15 protein-coding genes are annotated in these 19,263 nt (G+C 67.1%); 4 read left to right on the top strand and 11 right to left on the bottom strand.

The window, feature by feature from the left end:
• Positions 1 to 35: 35 nt before the first annotated feature.
• Positions 36 to 329 (top strand): hypothetical protein, encoded by a 294-nt coding sequence (locus ACTWQN_RS28590; protein ID WP_443206695.1) that lies wholly within the window; start codon positions 36 to 38, stop codon positions 327 to 329.
• A gap of 215 nt (positions 330 to 544) precedes the next feature.
• On the opposite strand, the gene ACTWQN_RS28585 is transcribed toward ACTWQN_RS28590, so the two are convergent.
• From ACTWQN_RS28585 to ACTWQN_RS28560, 6 genes are all read right to left on the bottom strand, one after another.
• Positions 545 to 1,276: an ABC transporter ATP-binding protein gene (locus ACTWQN_RS28585; protein WP_443206694.1), complete on the bottom strand. Its 732-nt coding sequence runs from the start codon at positions 1,274 to 1,276 to the stop codon at positions 545 to 547.
• Positions 1,273 to 2,091 (bottom strand): ABC transporter ATP-binding protein, encoded by an 819-nt coding sequence (locus ACTWQN_RS28580; RefSeq protein ID WP_443206693.1) that lies wholly within the window; start codon positions 2,089 to 2,091, stop codon positions 1,273 to 1,275. Before ACTWQN_RS28580 ends, ACTWQN_RS28585 begins: the two co-directional genes overlap by 4 nt.
• Positions 2,088 to 3,323, bottom strand: a complete 1,236-nt coding sequence (locus ACTWQN_RS28575; RefSeq protein WP_443206692.1) for a branched-chain amino acid ABC transporter permease — start codon at positions 3,321 to 3,323, stop codon at positions 2,088 to 2,090. Before ACTWQN_RS28575 ends, ACTWQN_RS28580 begins: the two co-directional genes overlap by 4 nt.
• Before the next feature lie 2 nt (positions 3,324 to 3,325).
• Positions 3,326 to 4,372 (bottom strand): branched-chain amino acid ABC transporter permease, encoded by a 1,047-nt coding sequence (locus ACTWQN_RS28570; protein ID WP_443206691.1) that lies wholly within the window; start codon positions 4,370 to 4,372, stop codon positions 3,326 to 3,328.
• A 179-nt stretch (positions 4,373 to 4,551) separates the two neighbouring features.
• On the bottom strand, positions 4,552 to 5,772 hold the full coding sequence (locus tag ACTWQN_RS28565; RefSeq protein WP_443206690.1) for a branched-chain amino acid ABC transporter substrate-binding protein: 1,221 nt from the start codon (positions 5,770 to 5,772) through the stop codon (positions 4,552 to 4,554).
• Between the two features lie 177 nt (positions 5,773 to 5,949).
• The gene (locus ACTWQN_RS28560) at positions 5,950 to 6,294 is read right to left on the bottom strand and encodes an ArsR/SmtB family transcription factor (protein ID WP_443206689.1); all 345 of its coding nucleotides are present in this window, start codon (positions 6,292 to 6,294) and stop codon (positions 5,950 to 5,952) included.
• 96 nt (positions 6,295 to 6,390) lie between these two features.
• Between ACTWQN_RS28560 and ACTWQN_RS28555 the strand changes: the two genes are divergently transcribed.
• Together ACTWQN_RS28555 and ACTWQN_RS28550 are read left to right on the top strand one after the other, a co-directional pair.
• A complete protein-coding gene (locus ACTWQN_RS28555) occupies positions 6,391 to 8,289 on the top strand; it encodes a heavy metal translocating P-type ATPase (protein WP_443206688.1) in 1,899 nt (632 codons plus the stop codon).
• 46 nt (positions 8,290 to 8,335) lie between these two features.
• A complete protein-coding gene (locus ACTWQN_RS28550; protein WP_443206687.1) occupies positions 8,336 to 9,982 on the top strand; it encodes a hypothetical protein in 1,647 nt (548 codons plus the stop codon).
• On the opposite strand, the gene ACTWQN_RS28545 is transcribed toward ACTWQN_RS28550, so the two are convergent.
• The 3 genes from ACTWQN_RS28545 to ACTWQN_RS28535 form a co-directional block, all read right to left on the bottom strand.
• Positions 9,977 to 12,064 (bottom strand): NB-ARC domain-containing protein, encoded by a 2,088-nt coding sequence (locus ACTWQN_RS28545; RefSeq protein ID WP_443206686.1) that lies wholly within the window; start codon positions 12,062 to 12,064, stop codon positions 9,977 to 9,979. The genes ACTWQN_RS28550 and ACTWQN_RS28545 overlap by 6 nt on opposite strands.
• A 109-nt stretch (positions 12,065 to 12,173) precedes the next feature.
• Positions 12,174 to 12,401: a hypothetical protein gene (locus ACTWQN_RS28540; RefSeq protein WP_443206685.1), complete on the bottom strand. Its 228-nt coding sequence runs from the start codon at positions 12,399 to 12,401 to the stop codon at positions 12,174 to 12,176.
• 230 nt (positions 12,402 to 12,631) lie between these two features.
• Positions 12,632 to 14,728, bottom strand: coding sequence for an NB-ARC domain-containing protein (locus ACTWQN_RS28535; RefSeq protein ID WP_443206684.1), 2,097 nt, complete (start codon positions 14,726 to 14,728; stop codon positions 12,632 to 12,634).
• A gap of 187 nt (positions 14,729 to 14,915) precedes the next feature.
• Between ACTWQN_RS28535 and ACTWQN_RS28530 the strand changes: the two genes are divergently transcribed.
• On the top strand, positions 14,916 to 15,722 hold the full coding sequence (locus ACTWQN_RS28530) for an SAM-dependent methyltransferase (RefSeq protein ID WP_443206760.1): 807 nt from the start codon (positions 14,916 to 14,918) through the stop codon (positions 15,720 to 15,722).
• Between the two features lie 24 nt (positions 15,723 to 15,746).
• On the opposite strand, the gene ACTWQN_RS28525 is transcribed toward ACTWQN_RS28530, so the two are convergent.
• Complete coding sequence (locus tag ACTWQN_RS28525; RefSeq protein ID WP_443206759.1) at positions 15,747 to 16,343, bottom strand: DUF1349 domain-containing protein; 597 nt, start codon at positions 16,341 to 16,343, stop codon at positions 15,747 to 15,749.
• Positions 16,344 to 16,437: 94 nt separating this feature from the next.
• Positions 16,438 to 18,963 (bottom strand): DEAD/DEAH box helicase, encoded by a 2,526-nt coding sequence (locus ACTWQN_RS28520; RefSeq protein ID WP_443206758.1) that lies wholly within the window; start codon positions 18,961 to 18,963, stop codon positions 16,438 to 16,440.
• Positions 18,964 to 19,263 lie beyond the last annotated feature (300 nt).

Here is a 19,263-nt window from a genome sequence, read left to right as displayed (position 1 = left end):
AGACGGAGGTGAGCAGCGCTGGTGCACGGCGATCGATGTTCGCTCGCATCGCCGGGTCAATCGTCGCCGGAATACTGGCAATCGCAGGCCTTTTCATGTGGGTAGCCACGATCGACAGCATCCTCCGGTACGGCTCTGGTGGCGTCGCCCTGCCTTTCGCACTGTTCTGGACCGCCGTATGGCTTCTGCTGTGCTGGGCCGCTGCCGGGATGCTCGTCGTACTGTTCGGCATGCGAAGTCGGGCAGCAAAGGTCACCCTGTGGACTGCGGTCGTCATCACGGTCATCGGCCTCGTGATCTGGGGCATCGGTCTCGGCATGTCGAACTAGACACCAAGCTCGTCCGACGCGCTAACCACACCTGGCTTCACCGAAGACTCGCGGCCCCATACCCGCTGATACGTCCATTCGACGGACACGGTCTGATCATCGCCCTCAGTTGAGTGATCTTTTCGAGGTGAGGGGCACCTGTGACCCAGTTACTTGGTCACAGGTGCCCCTCACCCATCACCCGATCGGGTTTTTGGTTGGTGGCGGGTGCCGGGTCAGGTGCCGAGGTAGGCGTTGGCTATTTCGTTGTTCTTGGCCAGGTTTGCTGCGGTGCCGTGGAGTTTCAGGGTGCCGGATTCGAGGACGTAGGCGCGGTCGGCGACCGCCAGGGCGGCCAGCGCGTTCTGTTCGACGAGCAGGACCGTCGTGCCCTGCTCGCGGATGCGCGTGATGGTGTCGAAGATCAGATCCACCAGCACCGGTGCGAGGCCCATGGACGGTTCGTCGAGCAGCAGCAGTCGGGGGCGGGCCATCAGGGCTCGGCCGACCGCGAGCATCTGCTGTTCGCCGCCGGACATCGTGCCCGCCTGCTGCCGGATGCGTTCGCGCAGCCGGGGAAACAGCTCCAGCACGTTGTGCAGGTCCTCGGTGATGGCCTTCTTGTCCTTGCGGGCGAACGCGCCGAGTTCGAGGTTCTCGGCGACCGTCATGAGCGGGAAGATCCGCCTGCCCTCCGGCGCGTGCGCGATGCCCCGGCGCACGATGTCGTGCTCGGCCACCCCGTTCAGCCGCCGCCCCTGGAAGGTGATCGTGCCGCGGCGCGGGCGCAGCAACCCGGAGATCGTGCGCAACGTGGTGGACTTGCCCGCACCGTTGGAGCCGATCAGCGTCACGATCTCGCCGCTGCGCACGTGCAGCGAAAGCCCTTGCACCGCGGCGATGTTCCCGTAGTGGACGTGCACGTCGTCGAGGTCGAGCAGGGGCTCTGGTCCGTTGTCGCCGGTCATGACTCCCGCCCCAATGCGTTTTCCGGTTCCTGCGCGGCCTTGCCGAGGTAGGCCTCGATGACCCTCGGATCGGTGCGGACCTCCGCCGGGTCGCCCTCGGCGATCCGCCTGCCCCGATCGAGCACCGTGACGCGGTCGGAGACCCGCATCACCACGCTCATGTCGTGCTCGATGAGCAGCACCGACAGGTCCTTCTCGTCGCGAACGCGGCGGACGAAGTCGGTGAACCGGGCGGATTCCTGCGGGTTCATCCCGGCCGTCGGCTCGTCCAGCAGCAGGATCGACGGATCCAGCGCCAGCGCCCGGGCGACCTCCAGCCGCCGCTGGTCGCCGTAGGAGAGGCTGCGGGCGTATTCCCCGACGGCGTGCGGAATTCCCACGTACTCCAGCAACTCCACCGCGGTCTCGGTGGCCTGCCGTTCCTCCCGGCGCTGCCGAGGGGTCCGCAAGATCGTGCTGATCGGCCCGGAGCGCAGGTGCGAGTGCATCGCCACCTTGACGTTCTCCTCGGCGGTCATCAGCCCGAACAGCCGGATGTTCTGGAACGTCCGCGCCATGCCGAGCGCGGCGATCCGGTGCGGTGACAGCGCCGTGATGTCCCGCTCCCCGAGCACGACCCGGCCGCTGGTGACCCGGTACAGCCCGGTCAGCACGTTGAACAGGGTCGTCTTGCCCGCCCCGTTGGGGCCGATCAGGCTGACGATCGCACCCCGCGGAATCGTGAACGTCACGTCGTCGATGGCCACCAGGCCGCCGAAGGTGACCGTGATGTGCTCGGCCAGCAGCGCCGTGGTGTGCTGCGCGGTCATGGTCATCGCCCTTCACCGGCCTTGTCCAGCCGACGTTCGGTCAGCACCTCGTCCAGTTCGGGTGCGGCCTGCTCCAGGTCGGCGCCCTGCGCCTCAAGATCTGTGCGGCTGGGTTCGCGCAGGATGAGCCGGGTGCGCGACTCGGGCAGGATGCCTTCCCGCCGGTAGAGCATCATCAGCACCAGAATTCCGCCGAACAGCAGGAAGTTGTACGACGGGAAGTTGATGTCGGTGCCGAACTGGGCGTTGAAGGCGTTGCCGAACTGCGGCAGTCCGGTGGAGTTCACCCAGGCCAGCAGCAGTGCGCTCAACGCGACGCCCCAGACGTTGCCCATCCCGCCGAGCACCACCATGGCCAGCAGCGTGATCGAGATCGAGAAGTTGAACCGGTCCGGCAGCACCGCGGACAGGTGCGTGGCGAACGCGACACCGGCGAGCCCACCGGCGACCGCGCCGACGGCGTAGGCGGCGAGCTTGGTGCGCATGATCGGCACGCCCATCATGTTCGCCGCCAGCTCGTCCTCCCGGATGGCCAGCCACGCCCGGCCCAGCCGACCTTCCCGCAGCCGCTGCGACATGAAGATCACCAGCGCCGCGATCAGCGCGAAGATCACGTACTTCCACACCAGGTCGAACGGGCCGAGCCGGACCGGGCCGATGTTGATCGGGTCGACGGGTGCGATGCCCTTGGTGCCGTTGGAGAGGTTGAAGCCGAAGATGTTCTCCCCGTTGGTGAAGACCTGCGGGATGATCTCGCCGAAACCGAGCGTCACCAGCGCCAGGTAGTCGCCCTTGAGCCGCAGCGTCGGCGCGCCGATGATCACGCCCCACAGCGCGCAGAACGCCGCGCCGACGATCAGCACCGTCCAGAAGTTGAGGTGGATCCCCGGCAGTGCGGCCGGGGTGCCGTCCAGGAAGTGCACGTTGACCTGGTGGAAGAAGCCGGACATCAGCCAGCCCGCGGTGTAGCCGCCGAGCGCCCAGAAGGCCACGAACCCCAGGTCCAGCAGACCGGCGTAGCCGACCACGATGTTCAGCCCCAGCGCGCAGATCACCCACACCAGCGCCTCGTTGACCGCGGTCAGCGGCAGCCAGGTGCGGAAGAAGCCCTGCGCACCGGAAGGCAGGTTGGGGATCAGGTAGTAGTACGCGAGGAACACCAGCACGGCCACCAGCACCGCGCCGACCGGCCAGCGCAGGTGGGCCGGAACCACCAGGTGTCGCTTGGAGTTCGCCATGGCTACACCTTCTCCGTGGTCGGCCGACCGAGCAGGCCCTCGGGCTTGAACACCATGAGCAGGATGAGGATGGCGAACACCACGCTCTGCGACCACTGCTGGCCCAGGCCGAAGGGCAGCCCGTCGTTGAACGCCTGGATCAGTCCGATTAGGACACCGCCGAGCACGGCGCCGGTGATGTTGCCGATGCCGCCGAGGACCGCGGCGGTGAACGCGATCAGTCCCATCTGGTAGCCGAGGTTGTACGCCGTGGTGCCGACGACCTGCTGGTACATCAGCCCGGCGGCCCCGGCCAGCGCCCCGCCCAGCGCGAAGGTGAACGCGATGGTGCGGTTGACGTTGATGCCCATCAGCCGCGCGGCGTCCTTGTCCTGGGCGGTGGCCCGCATCGCCCGGCCCTGCCTGGTGTTGCCTACGATCCAGCGCATCAGCAGCAGGAGCGGGACGGTCGCCGCGATGACCACCAGGACGCTGTAGGAGATCCGCACCTCGCCGAGCTCGATGGCCCCGTCGGGCAGCACGTTCGGCCACTGCTGGGGCGTGGAGCCGTTCCACTTCAGCCCGATGAACTGCAGGATGAAGCTCATCCCGACGGCGGCGACGAGTTGGGCGAGCTTGGGCGCCATCCGCAGCCGCCGGTAGGCGATCAGCTCGATCAGCACGTTGAGCACGGCGCAGAAGGCCATCACCGCCACCAGCGTGACCAGCAACAGCAGCCAGCTCACCGGGCCAGCGGTGGTCTGGCCGAACACCGTGGTCAGCAGGAACGCGCTGAACAGCGTGCCGAGCATGAACAGGTCGCCGTGCGCGAAGTTGATCAGGTCGATGATGCCGTAGACGAGGGTGTAGCCGAGTGCGATCAGCGCGTACAGCAGTCCGATGTTGAGGCCGTCGGCGGCGACGGAGAAGAACTGGGCGGGGGCGTGGATCAGGTTGAACAGGAGCCAGCCACCGACCCCGACGAGGATGAGGGTGGCTGCCGACCGCTCCACGATGTGCCGGATGGCCAGTGGCCGGGCGACGGGGCGGCTGATGGCGGTGTCTGCCATGGGGTTCCTAGTGCCAGGTGTGCGGGCTTTTGGAGGGTGCGCGGGTTGGATTGCGTGGCGGAACCTCAGAACCCGCTGAGAGCGGGTGGCAGCGGCTGACGCCGAGCTGCGGTCATACCCAATACGCGCACGTTCTTCCGGGCCTGGGCACCGCGACGGATGCCCAGGCCCGGGGGGGATCAAAGCGGCCAGGGTTTGACGAAGGTCTCCTTGCTGTCCCTGATCTGCATCACCGAAACGTCCCGGATGCTCGCGTCCCCGGTCTGCGGGTCGATCTTGACCTCCTTGCCGACCACCGACTGCTCGGCCGGGATGGTCACACCGGCGAACACCTGGTCCCGCACGCCTTTTCGAGTGCCGTCGGATTTCTCGATGGCCGCCAGGATCACCTGCAACGCCTCGACGCCGTAGAGCGCGTAGCTGGAGGCCGGGTCCGCGCCGTACTTCGCCCGGTAGGCGTCCAGCAGCGTCGCGCCCGCACCGCCGCCCTGGCGCAGGGTTTCCGCGGTCAGGCCGGAGAACGTCAGGTACGCGCCCTGGGCTTCGGCCAGGTTGTTGAACTCCGGGTAGCCGCTGAAGCCGTCCGGCACCATGAGCTTCACCGCGTTGTTGTCGCCGAGCACCCGGACCTTGTCCCGGACCAGCTGGCCGCCGTTGTTGTCGAAGATCCCGGAGAGGTAGATGCAGTCCGGATTCAACGCCTTGATGCTGGTGAACAGCGCGGCATAGCTGGGCTGCTTGAGGTCCCACGGCGCGTTGCCCAGGACGGTGACGCCCTGCTTGGGCGCTTCCTCCGCGAAGACCTTGGCCACGCCCTGGCCGTAGGTCTGGTTGTCGTTGAGCACGTAGCAGCGCTTGACCCCGAGGTCCTGGGCGGCGAACCGGGCCGCCGCGACGCCCTGGTAGTCGTCGGTGCCGATGACGCGGGCGAAGTTGCGAACGCCACCCGGGTAGAACTTCTCCGGCTCGCCCGGATCCCACGGTTTGGTCAGGCCGGGGTTGGTGGAGGCGTGCGAAACGATCAGCATCGGGCCGGTGGGATCGGAGTTCAGCACCGGCACCTCGATCTTGGCGCAGCCGGAGTTGAACGGGCCCATCACCGCGACCTCATCCGGGTTCGCCACGTGGTCCTGCGCGTTCTTGGCGCAGGTGGCGTCGTCCCAGGCACCCTTGGCGGCTGTGGAGTTGTCGTAGACCTTGAGCTCCACGTCGTAGTTGCCCGCTTTGTGCCCGACCTGCTCCAGGTAGAGCTGCATCGCGTTGACCGTCGCCTCGGAGGCGTCCTTGGCCGCGCCTTGCAGCGGGAGGTCCACCCCGATGATCAGTTTCGAACCGCCACCGCCGCCGACCGTGCCGCCGGAGGAGTTGCCACCGCAGGCGCTGATAGCGATGGCGAGCAACGCGGATACTGCAATGAATCTTCGTGACCTGATCATCGTGCTCCTTGATTTGCCCGCTTTAGCGGGAGAAATCTAGGAGGCCCTTGTTACGCGCGAAGAACGCGGACGTTGCTTGCCCGCACTCACCCTCAGCAATCCAATTGCGCCGTTCGGGGTATTCGCACGAAATGATCTTCGTCAGTCGGGCAGCCCGAGCCGCAGGTGTTCGATGTGGTAGACGGCCTCGTCGAGCAGTTGGGCGACGTGGTTGTCGTACAGCGAGTAGACGACGCTGCGGCCGGAGCGGTTGCCGGTGACGAGGCCGAGCGCGCGCAGCAGCCGCAGCTGGTGGGACACGGCGGACTGCTCCATGCCGACCGCCTCGGCGAGCTCGCCGACCGCCATCGCCCGCTGGCGCAGTTCGCTGAGGATCAACAGCCGGGACGGGGTGGCCAGCGCCTGCAGCGTCTCGGCGACCGACGCCGCCGAGGCCGCGTCCAGCCGCGCAGCGGGCGTGACTTCGCGCTTGACCCCGTGACCCATGTCCGGAATTCTAGCCATTCGAGATACATGAACGATTGATCAGGCATTCATGTATCGTGCCCGGTTGTCCGTCCCAACGCCGGAAGGGTGCTCGCGATGACCGCCGTCACCGACCGCAGCACAACCCGAGCAGTCGAGCAGCCGAACATCGGGCGCCGCCTGTTCGCACTGCCCGAGGCGCGCTGGGCCGCCGCGGCGCTGGCGGCGTTCCTGCTCGGCCTGGCCGTGCAGCTCGCCGACGGCCCGACCTGGCTCTGCTGGGCGTTGTACCTGGTCAGCTACGCAACCGGCGGCTGGGAACCCGGCCTGGCGGGATTGCGGGCGCTGCGCGAGAAGACCCTGGACGTCGACCTGCTGATGATCGTCGCGGCGCTCGGTGCCGCCGCGATCGGGCAGATCACCGACGGCGCCCTGCTGATCGTCATCTTCGCGACCTCCGGCGCCCTGGAGGCCTTCGCCACCGCCCGGACCGAGGACTCGGTGCGCAGCCTGCTCGACCTCGCCCCGGAGACCGCGGTGCGGGTGCGCGACGGTGTCGAAGAGACCGTCGACACGGCGAACCTGCGGGTGGGCGACGTGATCGTGGTGCGCCCCGGCGAGCGGATCGGCGCTGACGGTGAAGTGCTCGACGGCGCCAGCGACGTCGACCAGGCGACCATCACCGGCGAAGGGCTGCCGGTGCCGAAGCAGCCCGGCGACGAGGTGTTCGCGGGCACCCTCAACGGCACCGGTGCGCTGCGGGTGCGGGTCGTCAAGGACGCCTCGGAATCGGTGATCGCCCGCATCGTGGCACTGGTCGCCGAGGCCACTGCGACCAAGGCACCGACGCAGCTGTTCATCGAGAAGGTCGAGCAGCGGTATTCGATCGGCGTGGTGGTGGCGACCATCGCGGTCTTCGCGATCCCCCTGCTGTTCGGCGACGATCTGGCGGGCGCCCTGCTGCGCGCCATGACGTTCATGATCGTCGCCTCGCCCTGCGCCGTGGTGCTGGCCACCATGCCACCGCTGCTGTCCGCGATCGCCAACGCCGGGCGGCACGGCGTGCTGGTCAAATCGGCGGTGGTGATGGAACGCCTCGGCGAAACCGAGCGGGTCGCGCTGGACAAGACCGGCACCCTCACCGAAGGCACACCGCGCGTGGTGCGGATCGACCCGGCACCAGGGCACGACGCCGCTGATGTCCTCGCCCTGGCAGCCGGTGCCGAGCACCTCAGCGAGCACCCGTTGGCCCGGGCGATCGTCGCGGCGGCACGCGACCACGGGCTCGCCATCCCGGCCGCCGAGGACTTCCTGGCGACACCCGGCCACGGGGTGTCGGCCGCGGTCGAGGGCCGGAAGGTGGCCGTCACCAGCCCCCGCGACGCGGAACCGGCCGCCGAACTCGAAGCGGCCGGGCACACGGCGGTGATCGTCACCGTGGACGGCGCGGTCGCCGGGGTGCTCGGCATCTCCGACCGGCTGCGGCCGGACGCCGCCGCAGCGGTGCGGGCGATGCGCGCGCTGACCAGCGCCGAACCGGTGCTGATCACCGGCGACAACCCGCGCGCCGCCGCACACGTGGCGGCCGAGGTGGACATCACCGACGTGCGCGCGGGACTGCTGCCACCGGAGAAGGTCGCCGCGGTGCGGGAATCCGGACGGCCGACGATGGTCATCGGCGACGGCGTCAACGACGCTCCCGCGCTCGCCGCCGCGCACTGCGGTGTCGCGATGGGCCGGGCCGGTTCCGACCTGGCGTTGCAGACCGCCGACGTGGTGATCGTCCGCGACGAGCTGGCCGCTGTGCCGAAGGTCGTCGACCTCTCCCGCCGCGCCCGCCGACTGGTCAAGCAGAACCTCGTGATCGCGGGGACGTTCATCACCGTGCTGGTGGTGTGGGACCTCGTCGGCCACCTGCCGCTGCCGCTCGGCGTGGCTGGGCACGAAGGCTCCACCATCATCGTCGGGCTCAACGGGCTGCGGCTGCTCGGCGAGCGCGCCTGGCGCCGCCGCTGACCGGGCACGACTATCGTGACGCCATGGCGACCTCCTGGGCCGAGTCGTGACCGGCAACGGTCGTTCTGGCGATCACCACGCACGCTTCGACACCGTCCGGACCAGCAGGCGCGTCCTGGTGATCGTGGACAACGTCACGGCGCTGACGCGACTGCTCGACGTGGTCGACCTGTTCGAAGGAGACTTCCGCGTCGAACTCGACTTCGCGTGGAACAGCGCCGACCCAACCCCGAACGGCCTCGCCGAACTGTTCACCACCAAGGGCATCTTCCCGCTTTCGAGAGGTGAAGTCACTAGACGGCATTTCGATCTTGCCATCACGGCTGGCCACAGTGGACTAATCGATATTAAGGCACCGATTCTTTCTCTACCACACGGAATTCGCTACACCAAGATCATTCAGGATTCCTACCAGGACGGGCGCCGAGGAGTATTGGGTCTATCGAGAGATTTAGTGCTCCACGAAGGTCGTCCGATCCCTTCGGCGATCGTGCTCTCGCACGACGAACAACTGGCACGATTACACGCTTTAGCCCCAGAGGCCGCCGACGTCGCGGTCGTCACCGGTGATCCGTGCTATGACCGACTACGAACGAGCATGCCCTGGCGGCTGCGCTTTCGTCAGGCACTCGGCGCCGACGATGATCAGACTGTGCTCGCAATAAGCTCAACCTGGCGGCCGAAATCGTTACTGGGCGAAGTTTCGGACCTGTACGAGTTGCTGCTCGCCGAGCTGCCTATCGACGCCTTCCGTTTGGTGGCGATCCTTCACCCGAACATCTGGTACCAGCACGGCCCGCATCAGGTGCACCGATGGTTGGCCCCGCACCAACGGTCTGGTCTGATCGTTGTGCCCCCCGAGCACGGATGGCGGGCGAGCTTGATAGCTGCGGACCAACTGATCGGTGACCACGGCTCCGTGACCGCGTACGGTGCAGCGCTCGGTTTGCCCACTTCGCTGGCAACTTTCCCGGAATCTGAGGTCGCCCCCAACTCGGCGGTGGCGCTTCTTGGGTCGCTGGCTCCTCGACTGGATCTGACACAACCCCTCCTGCCGCAACTGCAGAAGGCAGCGGCAGAACACACGCAAGAAAAATCCGCCGCGCTGCATGAAATAATCACTTCACGTCCCGATGAGGCAGCGAAGCGCCTGCGGACGCTGTGCTACTCGCTGCTCGCCCTAGACGAGCCACGGACCGAACCAATGGTGCCACCAGACAGCGCAGCTGGACTCCCCGATGAAGCGTGGCCGTGGCGCCCCACGGCAATGTACGTCAGCGGAGTGGTTCATAGCGGGCAGGGTGTCTCGCTGGACCGCTATCCGGCGGAAATGCTCCGTCCGGAACAGATCCCTGTTCACGGCCACTTGGTCGTGGCCGCTGACCACCCCGGCCGAAGGCTGAGGTCGATCGCTGACATCCTTGTTTTGACAGACGCCCCTCAGTGGGGACGCCACGCTGAACGCTGGCTAGAAGACGCCCTCGCCTCGCACCTCGGCCTACAACTCGCTGCTGCAATCCACGGCGACTCGTGCACCATCCGGACGCACGAAGGCAACCTAGTCCGTCTTAGCGGAACCGACGACCCTGTGCTTTACGCATCGGCGGTATTCGAGTGGCTGGCCGCCGGTCGCGAACTCACTGACCTCGCCCCGAGCGTTACGGTCAACGGTCGGCCAGTAGCAGTGTCATGACTGATTTTGCAGCAGCGCCCGCGCCCGCCGATTTCCCAACACAGTGAGGATTTCGGCTGCTTCCCGCCGCTGCGCCGACGCTGCGCGCTCATCCCCGTTGCGGGCGCTGAGATCCGCAAGCAGTTCCAATGCTGCGGCCTCATCTGCAGGCATCCGCGCGTCCTGGCATAGTCCGAGAGCCTTGCGCCCCCAACGCCATGCCTGCTCCAGGTCGCCGCATTGCAGCTGCGCTTCGGCCAGCGAGAGCGCGACTTTTCCGCTGTTCGCCAACTCGTCTAGCACAGTGCAGAAAAAGTTAAATGCCTTAACTAGACGCGGAATCGCCTCCGCCGCTCGGCTAGCCTGCACCAAAATCCGCCCGGAGTGCATGCGATACAGCGCGAGCGGCCGGGGTTGACGCGTGGACTCGAAACAACTCTTTACGATCTTGCGGGACTTGTTCAACCAATTGAGCGCCTCATCGATTTTCCCAACTTTTTCACAAATTAGACCACGCCATTCAAGTGCACTCTGCATCCCCCATTCGTCGCCGTTTTTCTCTGCGATCCCATAACAGATATCGAAATGAAACATCGCAACATCGTATGCACCCACCGCGTATAGCGCTGAACCGTACTGCGAGTGCATGCGTACCTGGGCTTTGTGATCGCCAAGTTCTTCAGCAGCTCTTATTCCGATCTTGTGGATCTCGATTAGATCTACGAAGTAATTGCGATCAGTGAGGTACGGAAACAGGCTCTCACACAACTGCCAGGCGCGGTCATAGAGCCCAACCTCAGCCGCAATGCCAACCAGCGCCGAAAGAGTGTCGCGCTCTGCCTCCAAATCATCCAAGGCTTTGTCTGCCGCATTCTCTCCGCAATAAGCAGGACGCACATTATCGTACCGCATACTGAGCCTGCGTCGCCGGGACAATACAACATCTCGCGCCATTACGAATTCGTGGTAGAACTCGACCATTCGACGCAACGCGGGCTGCGCTTCGTCGTCAGCAACGATCTTCGACTTTGCATGCTGACGCAGCAGAGCGTGCATACCATATCGCCCACGGCCGATCGAAACTACGAGATGCGCTCGCGACAATTTCCTCAACAGGTCCTCTGCCGCAAGGACCGACTGTCCAAGAAGAGCTGCGACTGCCGCCAACGAAAATTCAGGGGCAGGATGACATCCGAGTAGCCGATACGTATGCTGATGCTCTTCTGACAACGCCGAGAACGCGAGCTCAAACGCCCTTTCGAATGGGCGTTCCTTATCGATTTCCAAATGCCGCAACAGATCTGGCACTACATGGTCCACGTAGGATTCGATTGAAGATCGGCCGCTCAACTGGGCGGCAAGCACCCGTAACGCGAACGGATTCCTGCCGCATGCCGTCGTCAACTTCCGTAGCGCGGATTCCTCGACCACCGCCCCTTCATCGAGCGAACAAGACAGCAGCGCGATAGCCGAATCTTCCTCAAATGGCCCAACTGGCATCGGCTGAACACCATAGGTACGGAAGGTAAGCTTGAAACGGCTCGTAACAAGCACTGCGCTGGTCGGCGACGACGGCAGCAAGGCCTGCGCCTGATCAGCATCCGCGACATCGTCAAGGATCACTAGGATTCGACGCCGTGCGGTGATCTCGCGGAATGCCGCGCCACGCTCCGCCTCCGTTGGCGGAATCGCCCGGTCCGTCAGGCCGAGCCTCCTGAGGAACACCCCAAGCACCTCGGCTGGAGTTCGCGCTCGGGCGGGATCAGAGCCATGCAGTTCCCCGAAGAAGACCCCATCAGGGAACTCTTCAACCTTCCGGTGTCCCCACCGAAGAGTGGTCATCGTCTTGCCAATTCCCGGCATGCCGCTGAGCACAACGAAAAGCGGCCGCCCCACTCCCGACGCGGCCTGCCACAGCCGATCGAGTTCAGCCATCTCAACGACGCGGTTTGCAAATCCAAGATATTCGGGGTCCATCGTCAGCATGTTCGGCATCGGTAGCTCGGCGTGCCCACCAATGTGCATCATGATCTCGTCGATCCGACCAGCCTGGATCATGATCCCGTTCACCGAACCGCTGTTGGAGTTGTGCCACTCGACCATGCTGGCTCCCACAGGCGCTGTCGATCTGCTTTTAAGAGCGACGATACCGGGCAATGCGCCAGAATGTAATGGATCGATTACACATCGTTGTCGAAGCGGTTTCCATCAACTACGGCATTCGCCGGACTGGGCTTGGCGGCCCGCCGCCGCGTACGCCGTCGGCCGGGTCCACAGTGGACGAAATGTGGTGTTGGAGCGCTATCCGGCGGAGATGGTGCTGCCGGAGCAGGTTCCGCCGCGGAGTCACCTCGTCGTGGCCGCCGACCATCCCGAGCCGCGGCTGCGCGAGATCGCCGACATCATCGTGCTCACCGAGGCGGCGCAGTGGGGCCGCCACGCCGAAACCTGGCTGCGGGACGCACTTTCCGCGCATCGCGGACCGCAACTCGCCGCCGCGGTGCACGGCGACTGCTGCGTGGTCCGGACTCGCGGCGGGAACCAGGTCCGCCTCACCGGCGGCGACGACCCGGTGCTCTACGCATCGGCGGTGTTCGAGTGGCTGGCCACCGGTCGCGAACTCGCCGACCTCTCCCCGGCCTGGCCGTCAACGGGCGCCCGGTCGCGGTGTCATGACTGGCGTCCCAGCAGGGCCTGGGCCCGTCGATTTCCCAGCACCGCGAGGATTTCACCCGCCTCCCGGCGCTGCGCCGCTGCCGCCTGCTCGTCGCCGCCGCGGGCGCTGATCTCGGCGAGCAGTTCCAATGCCGCGGCCTGGTCGGCGGCCATCCGAGCCGCCTGGCAGAGCTCCAGCGCCTGCCAGCCCCAGTCCGAAGCCGCCGCGAGATCTCCGCTGCGCAACTGGGCTTCGGCCAACGACAGGGCCACCTTCGCGCTGTTGGCCGCTTCCCCGAGTTCGGTGAAGAACTCGAACGCCTCGACCAGGTGCGGCAACGCCTCCGCCGCCCGCCCGGCCTGCGTCAACACCTGGCCGGTATGCATCCGGTAGAGCGCGAGCGGTCGAGGCCGCCGTTCGGGCTCGAAGCGGGTCTGCACGATCTCGCGGGACCGCTCGAAGCAGTCCAGCGCCGCGTCGAACTTGCCGCGCCGCTCGTGCACCAGGCCGCGCCATTCGATCGCGCTCTGCTGCCCCCACGCGTCGTCGTGCTGCTCGGCGATTTCGGAGCAGCGCTCGAACTGCCGCATCGCCGCGTCGTACTCACCGACCGCGTAGCACGCCGAACCGTACTGCGAGTGCATCCGCACCTGGGCTTGGGGATCATCGAGCAGTTCGGCCGCCCGGATCCCGATCCGGTGGATTTCCACCAGGTCCACGAAGTAGTTGCGGTCGGTGAAGTACGGGAACAGGCTCTCGCACAACTGCCAGGCGCGGTCGTACAACTCGACCTCCGCCGCGATGCCCACCAACGCCGACAGGGTTTCGCGCTCCGCCTCCAGCTCGCCCAACGCCCGCTGCGCCGCGTGCTCGCCGTGATGCGCCGCGACCACCGCCTCGTACCGCGAGCTGAGCCGACGGCGCTTCGACAGCACGACGTCCCGCGCCATCACGAAGTCGTGGTAGTGCTCGACCATCCGGCGCCGGGCCGCCCGCGCATCGTCGTCGGCGGTCAGCTTCGCCCGCGCGTGTTGGCGCAGCAGCGCGTGGATGCGGTACCGCTCGCCGCCGACCGCAACGATCAGGTTGGCCCGGGCCAGCGCCCGCAGCAGGTCCTCGGTGTCGACGGCTGGCCGGTCGAGCAGCGCCGCGGCCGCGGCCAACGAGAACTCCGTCGCCGGATGGCAGCTCAGCAACCGGTAGGCGAGCTGCTGATCGGTCGACAGCGCCAAGTAGCCGAACTCGAAGGGCCCCTGAAGGGGATTCTCCCCATCGGCTTCCAGGCGCCGCAGCAGATCCGGCGTTATCCGGTCCACATAGGACGATATCGACGAGCGACCGCGCAGCTGGGCGGCGGCCAACTGCAACGCCATGGGATGCCGCCCGCATGCCTCGCTCAACTTCCGCAGCGCGGCATCCTCGTCCGCTGCGCCCGCACCGAGCGAACCGGCCAGCAGCTCGATCGCCGAATCCTCCTCGAAGGGCGCCATCCGCATCGTCTCGATCCCACCGGTGAGGAAGGTGAGCTCGCGTCGGCTCGTGACGAGCACCGCGCTGGTCGACGTCGACGGCAGCAGCGCCCGCACCTGCCCGGCGGTCGCGGCGTCGTCGAGGATCATCAGGATCCGGCGCTGCGCGGTGATCTCGCGGAACGCCGCACCGCGCTCCTCCTCCGTCGGCGGCAGCGCCGAGCCGGTCAGCCCGAGCCGCCCCAGGAAGATGCCCAGCACTTCGGCCGGGGTGCGCGCCCCGGCCGGATCGGATCCGCGCAGGTCCCCGACGAAGATCCCGCCCGGGAACGCCTCGCGCACCCGGTGGGCCCAGCACAGCGCGAGCAACGACTTGCCGATGCCGGGCATGCCGCTGAGCACCACGACCAGCGGGCTACCGGTGCGCTCCGCGTCGTGCCACAGCCGATCCAGTTCGGCGAGCTCCGCGGCCCGGTTGGCGAACCCGAAGTGTTCGGGGTTGAAGGTCAGCATGTCCGGTTTCGGCGGCGTGGTGTGGCCGCCGATCCGCATCACGAGCTGCTCGATGCGACCGGCCTGGATCACGTTGCCCGTCACGTCACCGCTGTTGGCGTTGTGCCACGAGTCCAATCCGACCCCCATCGGCGCTGATGATCTCCTCCTTCGGACCTTACCGGCCGGAACCTCGGAGTGTGACGACATAGACACAGCCCGGCAGGGTTCCCTCTGGCAAAGTCCGGAGGAGCAACCACGGGCAGGAAGCCGGGAAGGAGACGTCGTGCCTGGTGAGCAGTGGGACATCTCGTCCGGGGTCGGTATCACCGCGCTGATGGTCGCCGCCGCCCGCGCCCTGGAGACCACGCGCGAGGACCGGCTGATCGACGATCCGTACGCGGCGGCGCTGGCGAAGGCCGCCGGAGCGCCGGTGCCCGTCGCCGAGTCCGACTTCGGCTCCGGGTGGCAGGACGCCATCGACTACATCGGGGTGCGCTCCCGGTTCTTCGACGACTGGTTCGAGAAGGTCTGCGCCGACGGTTCGCGGCAGGCTGTCATCGTGGCATCCGGCCTGGACACCAGGGCGTTCCGGCTGCCGTGGCCGGACGGCGTGCGGCTGTTCGAGATCGACCAGCCGAAGGTGTTGGCGTACAAGGAAGAAGTGCTCGCCACGCAGGATGCCCGGCCCGGGTGCGATCGCCGCGTGGTTCCGGTCGACCTCCGCGACGACTGGGCCGGTGCGCTCCGGCAGGCCGGTTTCGACCCGACCCGGCCCACCGCGTGGCTGGCCGAGGGCCTGCTGCCCTACCTGTCCGCGGCGGCCGAAGTGCAACTGGTGCGGACGATCCACGAGCTTTCCGCGGCGGGCAGCGAAGCCGCGATCGAGAACCTCACCACGAAGCGGTCCATGCTGCTCGGCCCGGATCTGTCGGAGCAGTCGCGACGCTGGGGCGTCGACCTCGACGAGCTGTTCAGCAGCGAAGACCGGCCCAGCGCCGCGGATCTGCTCACCGAGCGCGGCTGGTTGGTGCAGCGGGAAACCAGCACCGAGGCGGCCGGTCGGTTCGGCCGCGAACTCGGCGGCGCGGCCCGCGGCATTTCGCGGGTCGGCGACCTGCTGACCGCCGAGCTGCCGCACTGAGCAGGCGTGGTCCTACCGCAACGATCACTCATCAGCCGAATCGGACAGCGCTAATTCGGCGAAGCGGATCGGGAAGCCCGCGCCGTCCGGCGAGGCGCACATCGGCCCGGCCTCGGCCGGGACGTCCGGCGGGAAGTACGCGACCCGCAGCAGCGTCTTCGGCTCGCCGCCCTCGGCGGCGTAGCGGATCGTCACGGAGTCGTCGGCGCGCTGCATTTCGAGGGTGATCGACTCGACCGCACCGCACACCGCCGCCAGCGGCACCACGTTCCAGTCCGAGACCTCGCGGGTCACCACCGCGCTGAGCAGCTGCTCGCCGTCGACGTACTCGATGCCGGTCTTGATCCAGTTGCGCTCGTCCAGCCGCAGCAGCAACCCGGCCTGGTCGTACTGCTCGCGGTAGTCGCCGAAGAACCGGGTCGTCAACTTGAACCGCGGCCCCACCTCTTGCAACAGCGCATGCCCGTTGTCCCGGACGAATCCGTAGTGGGTCGTGCGCCAGAAGTCGGTGCCGGAGTCGGTGGTGACCGTCAACCCCGCGTAGGACAACCAGTTCGCCGGTTCGTTGAGCCACCGCCATCCGTCGAGCCCGAACAGCGTGAGGTCCTCGGCCTGCTGCATGCCCACCCGTTTCCACTTGTCCGGCCAGCACGCTCGCCGTCCGGAGACGGCAGACGATATCCGAATCGCACCGTTCGGTGCCAGACCAGCAGTTTCAGAGCTGGTTGACGGCGGTGATGCGCAGCACCACCGTACCGGCCTCGTCGGATTCGGCTAGGTCGATCTCGGCGCTGAGGCCCCAGTCGTGGTCCTCGGCCGGGTCGGCGAAGATCTGCCGCACCAGCCAGCGCTGCGGTTCCTCGGTGATCATCAGCAGCGCCGGGCCGCGCGCGTCCGGGCCGGTGCCGATCTCGTCGTGCTGCTCGAAGTACTCCTCCAGCGCGTCGGCCCACGCGTCGGCGTCCCAGCCGCCCTCGGCATCCAGCGCACCGAGCTCGTCGTAGCGCCGCCGGGCCGCGAGCTCGACGCGCCGGAACAACGCGTTGCGCACCTGCACCCGGAAGGCCCGCTTGTTCGCCGTGACCCGCTCCGGGCCAACGTCGGCCGCCACCACCGCGGTCGGCTCCGCACCCGGGTGCCGCAGCTTCTCCCACTCGTCGAGCAGGCTGGAGTCGACCTGCCGGACCAGCTCGCCGAGCCATTCGATGATGTCGGTGAGCTCCTCGGTCTTGGCGTCGTCGGGCACCGTGTGCCGCAGCGCCTTGTAGACGTCGGCCAGGTAGCGCAGCACCAGGCCTTCGGAGCGGGCCAGCCCGTAGTGGTTGACGAACTCGACGAAGTTCATCGCCCGCTCGTACATGTCGCGGGCCACCGACTTCGGCGACAGCTCGTGCTCGCCGACCCACGGATGCCCCTTGCGGTAGGTCTGGTAGGCGGCTTCCAGCAGCTCGGCCAGCGGCTTGGGGTGGGTGATCTCCTCCAGCAGCTCCATGCGCTCGTCGTACTCGATGCCCTCGGCCTTCATCTGCGAGACGGCCTCGCCACGGGCCTTGAACTGCTGCTGGGACAGCACCTGCCGAGGATCATCCAAAGTGGACTCGATTACCGACAGCAGGTCCAGCGGGTAGTTCGGCGAATCGGCGTCGAGCAGCTGGATGGCGGCCAGCGCGAACGGCGACAACGGCTGGTTGAGCGCGAAGTCGAACTGCAGGTCCACGGTCAGCCGAACCCGGCGGCCCTGCTCGTCGGGCTCGTCGAGGCGCTCCACCACCCCGGCGGCCAGCAGCGCGCGGTAGATCGCGATGGCGCGCAGGATGTGGCGGCGCTGCGTCGGCCGGTCCTCGTGGTTGTCGGTGAGCAGGTGTTTCATCGCGGCGAATGCGTCGCTGTGGCCACCACCGGGCCGGTTGATCACGTTCAGCAGCATCGCGTGGTTGACCGCGAAGCTGGAACGCAGCGGCTCCGGCTCGGCAGCCTCCAGCTTCTCGAAGGTCTTCTCGCTCCAGGACACGAAGCCCTCGGGCGCCTTCTTGCGCACCACCTTGCGCTTCTTCTTCGGATCGGCGGCGGCCTTGGCAAGCGCCCGCTCGTTCTCGATCTCGTGCTCCGGCGCCTGCACCACCACGTAACCGGCGGTGTCGTAACCGGCCCGCCCGGCGCGACCGGCGATCTGGTGGAACTCCCGCGCCTTCAGGTGCCGGGTGCGCACCCCGTCGTACTTGGTCAGGCCGGTGATCAGCACGGTGCGGATCGGCACGTTGATGCCCACCCCGAGGGTGTCGGTGCCGCAGATGACCTTGAGCAGCCCGGCCTGCGCGAGCTGCTCCACCAGTCGCCGGTACTTCGGCAGCATCCCGGCGTGGTGCACCCCGATCCCGTGCCGCACCAACCGGGACAGCGTCTTGCCGAATCCGGCGGTGAACCGGAAGTCGCCGATCGCCTCGGCGATCTCGTCGCGCTGCTCGCGGGTGGCGACCTTGACGCTCATCAACGCCTGCGCCTGCTCCAGCGCCGACGCCTGGTTGAAGTACACGACGTACACCGGAGCCTGCTGCCCGGCCAGCAGTTCCTCGATGGTCTCGTGCAGCGGCGTCTTGGCGTAGCGGAAGGTCAGCGGGATCGGCCGCTGCGCCGAGGTGACCACCGCGGTCTCCCGGCCGGTGCGGCGGGCCAGGTCCTCCTGGAAGAAGCTGACATCGCCCAGCGTCGCCGACATCAGCACGAACTGGGTGCGCGGCAGCTCCAGCAGCGGCACCTGCCACGCCCAGCCCCGGTCGGGTTCGGCGTAGAAGTGGAACTCGTCCATCACGACCTGGTCCACGTCGGCGCGGGCGCCATCGCGCAGCGCGATGTTGGCCAGGATCTCCGCGGTGCAGCAGATGATCGGGGCGTCGGCGTTGACGCTGCTGTCGCCGGTCATCATGCCGACGTTCTCCGCACCGAAGACATCGACCAGGGAGAAGAACTTCTCCGACACCAACGCCTTGATCGGCGCGGTGTAGAAGCTGCGCTTACCCGCGGCAAGCGCGGCGAAGTGCGCGCCGACGGCCACCAGGCTCTTGCCGGAGCCGGTCGGGGTGCTCAGGATCACGTTCGCCCCGGTCACGACCTCCATCAGCGCTTCCTCCTGCGCCGGGTAGAGCTCGATGCCCTGGTCGGTGGTCCAGGACACGAACGCGTCGAACAGCGCATCGGGGTCCGGGGCGTCGGTCGGGCTGGGGAGTTGGTCGGTGAGCTTCATCGTGCTTCCCATCGTCCCTGTCCAACTCCCACCAGGACGACCCGGGGTGGCCGAGCCCGGCACCTCTCAGATCCTGTCTTTGAACTCGTTTTGGGTGGCGGTGCGGGTGGCGGAACTTCAGTGCCTGTTTTTGAAGTGGTCGTGTCGGGCCGTCCACCTCGGGTGAGGTGGCGATTTCGCGCGAAATCGCCAGGTCTGCCACCCGCACCGCGAAGCAAAACGAGTTCGAAGACAGGCTCTCAGAGGTCTTCTCGTCTCCGGGATCCCCGACTCATGTATCTCCGATACACCACGTCGAGG

The organism is Saccharopolyspora antiqui (genome assembly GCF_052246905.1).
Classification (GTDB): Bacteria; Actinomycetota; Actinomycetes; order Mycobacteriales; family Pseudonocardiaceae; genus Saccharopolyspora.
Note: the sequence above shows the minus strand (reverse complement) of the source record. Positions and strands in the feature narration are given on the sequence as shown.